3 protein-coding genes and 1 pseudogene are annotated in these 3,500 nt (G+C 70.6%); 2 read left to right on the top strand and 2 right to left on the bottom strand.

Annotated features, from left to right (window positions below; translation table 11 throughout):
* Together B4M60_RS04325 and B4M60_RS04320 are read left to right on the top strand one after the other, a co-directional pair.
* A pseudogene (locus B4M60_RS04325) lies at window positions 1–273 on the top strand (ZIP family zinc transporter); the annotation flags it as partial.
* 81 nt (window positions 274–354) lie between these two features.
* Window positions 355–573, top strand: coding sequence for a hypothetical protein (locus B4M60_RS04320; protein ID WP_291080624.1), 219 nt, complete (start codon window positions 355–357; stop codon window positions 571–573).
* A gap of 34 nt (window positions 574–607) precedes the next feature.
* Here the strand turns inward: B4M60_RS04320 and B4M60_RS04315 are convergent, their stop codons facing one another.
* Together B4M60_RS04315 and B4M60_RS04310 are read right to left on the bottom strand one after the other, a co-directional pair.
* Window positions 608–1,762, bottom strand: coding sequence for a sterol desaturase family protein (locus tag B4M60_RS04315; RefSeq protein WP_291080622.1), 1,155 nt, complete (start codon window positions 1,760–1,762; stop codon window positions 608–610).
* A 46-nt stretch (window positions 1,763–1,808) separates the two neighbouring features.
* Window positions 1,809–3,314 (bottom strand): MDR family MFS transporter, encoded by a 1,506-nt coding sequence (locus B4M60_RS04310; RefSeq protein WP_291080620.1) that lies wholly within the window; start codon window positions 3,312–3,314, stop codon window positions 1,809–1,811.
* Window positions 3,315–3,500: the final 186 nt, after the last annotated feature.

The raw sequence follows: 3,500 nt of genomic DNA, 5'->3' as shown, positions 1-3,500 counted from the left end.
ATGAAGAAGTCCGGGCGGTCCCCCGGCTACGTCTTGGGCGTCTGGGGCGGCATCGCCGTGGCCTCCGGCCTGTCGGCCCTGGCCGGCTACCTGCTCCTGGACGGCGCGCCGCCCGGCGTGGTGGCCTTTGCCAACGCACTGGCCGCCGGCGCGATCCTCTCGATGATCACCGACACCATGATCCCCGAGGCCTTCGAGAAGGCCGCCGTCTACTCGGGGCTCATCGCGACCCTGGGGTTCCTCGCCGCGTTCAGCCTGCATTCGCTGGGTTGACGGAGGCGGAATCCGACGACGACGTGGTCAGCGGCGTCCGCTCCGGCTGTCGATGTCGGACCCGCGCGATAGACAGGGGCCATGCAGCCACCAGATGACGAAGAACTCCGAATGATGCGGCCCGTCAGCGAGTACATGGACGACGGCGTTCACGCCGACGAGGTGTGCCGCCGATACGGCCTCGACCGCCGCGAGCTCGCGAAGTGGTGCAATTGGATGGACTTCCGGGTGACCTGGGTCGACCCCGACAGGCGCCCACCCGTCCCCAGCCCCGCCCCGGACTACGCGCCGACCGAGTAGTCGTTCCGGTCCCCACGGCTCCGGCACGCTCTCTTCAGGCGATGCGCGGAGCCCCAGCCCACCCCGGCCCGCGGAGCAGGTGGCCCAGTCGGTCCGACCAGGTCCGCGACCGGAACACGTCGCGGGCGATCGCCACCCACTCGTGCGTGGCGATCCGCGCCGGGTTGAACGTGTCGATGTTCTTCGTCAGCCCGTAGACCACCTGCTCCCCCTCGGGCTCGAAGGTGCCGAACAGGCGGTCCCACAGGATGAGGATGCTGCCGTGGTTGCGGTCGAGGTAGCGCCGGTTGCTGCCGTGGTGCACCCGGTGGTGGGAGGGCGAGTTGAACACCCGCTCCAGCGGCCCGATCGAGCGCACCACCTCGGTGTGGACCCAGAACTGGTAGATGAGGTTGATCGCGCGCGCGTCCTGCACCAGCGCCGGCCGCACGCCCAGCAGCGAGAGCAGCCCGTACGGCACGTAGATCGTCAGCGCCTCCGCGACGGGCTGGCGCAGCGCGGTCGAGAGGTTGTAGCGCTCGCTGGAGTGGTGCACCACGTGCATCGCCCACAGCCAGCGGCTCTCGTGATCGAAGCGGTGGTTCCAGTAGTAGATGAAGTCCCAACCCCCGATCGCCACCGCGTACGCCAACGGCCCCGTCCCCAGGTCCAGCGGAGTCAGGCGGAACAGCTTCTTGCTCGCCGTCTCCGCGCTCCACAGCGTCGAGACCGTCACCACCGCCGAGGCCAGCGCCGTGACCGCCGACCCTCCGGTGATGCGGCGCAGGGCGGGAGGCAAGTCGGCGCCCTCGGCGACGGGCGCGGGGTGGGAGGTGGTGACCTCGTCGTCGTCGTTCGTCGCCGTGGCGCGGGGATGCGACGACGGCACGGTGCCCGCCTCGAGCAGGCCGGTGGACCGGGTGCGCTGCACCACGTCTCCCACGGTGGCGACCGCCGCGGTCGCGAGCGCCAGGCCTATGAAAGCCTTGGCGTACCGGCCGGTCCGCGGGGTGACGGGCGCGAGCAGCCGGTCCGCGACGTACGGGGCGATCAGACTTCCGACGCCCATCGACAGGCTGGCCAGAGTGTCGGCCAGCTCGTAGTCGCCGGCCCGCTCCCCCTGTGCCGGGTGCCGCTTCTGCCACGCGTACTCGCCGACCATCGACCCGATGAACGCGGGGATGGCGAGGACCGTCAGATCAACCTTCATGCCATCCAGGGTATGGCGCAGGCCACTCGGACGCTCGGTCGTGCGCCTACGCGGCTGCGGACTCCGCCGACAGCGACGCCGTCGCCGGCCCCTCGGTCTGGGCGGAGTTGCGGACGAACCACACGCCCACCACGGTGATCAGGGAGATGATCGCGCCCACCAGCAGCGCGTTGTGCACGCCGTTCATCTGCGCGGCCACGTCGCTGGCCCCGGACTCGGCGCCGCCGACGATGCCCAGCGTCATCACGGTGATGAACATGGCGGTGCCGGCGGCCGCGGCGACCTGCTGCAGCGTGTTGAGCAGAGCCGAGCCGTGCGAGTACAGGTGCGGCGGCAGCGAGCCGAGCGCCGAGGTCATGAGCGGCGAGAACAGCAGCGCCAGCCCCACGCTGAGCACCATGTGCCAGACCACCACCAGGCCGAGCGCGGTGTCGGCGCCGAAGGTGGTCATCCCCCACAGCCCGGCGGAGGCGAGGATCGAGCCCGGGATGATCAGGGGCCGCGGGCCGATGCGGTCGAACATCCGGCCCACGAACCAACCGAGGACGCCCATGAGCAGCCCGCCGGGCAGGAGCACCAGACCGGACTCGAGCGTGCTGGTCCCCAGGACCTGCTGCATGTACAGCGGCAGCAGGATCAGGGTGCCGAACAGCGCCATCATGGAGACGAGCATGAGCGACAGGCTCACGGTGAAGGTCGGGAAGACGAACGCGCGCACGTCGAGCAGCGCGAGGTCCTTGAGCGAGAGCTGGCGCCACACGAACACAGTCAGCGCCACGACGCCCACGATCACGGGGATCCACGGCGAGATCACCGCGTTCCCGCTCGCGGCCTCGCCGACGGAGCTGAGCCCGTAGATCAGGCCCGCGAAGCCGATCGCCGAGAGCACGCCCGAGAGGATGTCCAGCGGGATCTGGCGGGTGGCCGTGACGTTGCGGATCAGCGCGCCGCCGGCGACCAGCGCCAGGATGCCGATCGGCAGGACCGCCCAGAACATCCAGCGCCAGCTCAGCACGTCCAGCACCAGGCCGCCGACGGTGGGGCCGACGGCCGGCGCCACGGCGATCACGATGGAGATCACGCCCATCGTGCGCCCGCGACGATCCGCGGGCACCACGTTGAGGACGGTGGTCATGAGCAGCGGGATCATGATCGCGGTGCCCACGGCCTGCACCACCCGGCCGGCGACCAGCACCGGGAACACCGGCGCCAGCGAGGCCAGCAGGGTGCCGAGGGAGAACGTTGTCATGGCGACGACGAAGACCGTCCGCAGCGGCAACCGGACCAGCAGCCACCCGGTGAACGGGATCACCACGGCCATGGTGAGCATGAAGCCGGTGGTGAGCCACTGCGCGGTGGCGGCGGTGACGGAGAACTCCCGCATCAGCTCGGGCAGCGCGACGGACATGATGGTCTCGTTGAGGATCACCACGAACGCGGCGGCGACGAGCAGCGCGATCAGCCGCTTGGTGGCGGCGGGCAGCGGCGGGGAGCCGGCGGCGGGGTCGCGCTGGGCTGCAACTGAGGGGGCGGCGGATGACTCGGTCGTCACGGGGGTCCTTTGGGAAATGCGAGGTGCGGGGGAAGGCGAAAAGCCGGGCGACCCTGGGCCGCACACGGGAACCTTCTGAAGCTACCGGAACCGGCGGCTCCACCCACGCTCGCGTGACCAGCGTTACCTCGCCTGGGCACCGGGCATCTCGCCCACCGGTCCGCGCTGCCCCTCCGACTTGCGCTG

It is taken from the genome of Dietzia sp. UBA5065 (assembly GCA_002415925.1).
Taxonomy (GTDB): domain Bacteria; phylum Actinomycetota; class Actinomycetes; order Mycobacteriales; family Mycobacteriaceae; genus Dietzia.
This window is presented reverse-complemented; position numbering and strand designations above follow the sequence as displayed.

Excerpts from the sequence above, each read along its gene's own strand:
- B4M60_RS04320 (WP_291080624.1), top strand. The coding sequence starts at position 355 with ATGCAGCCACCAGATGACGAAGAACTCCGAATGATGCGGCCCGTCAGC.
- B4M60_RS04315 (WP_291080622.1), bottom strand. The coding sequence starts at position 1,762 with ATGAAGGTTGATCTGACGGTCCTCGCCATCCCCGCGTTCATCGGGTCG.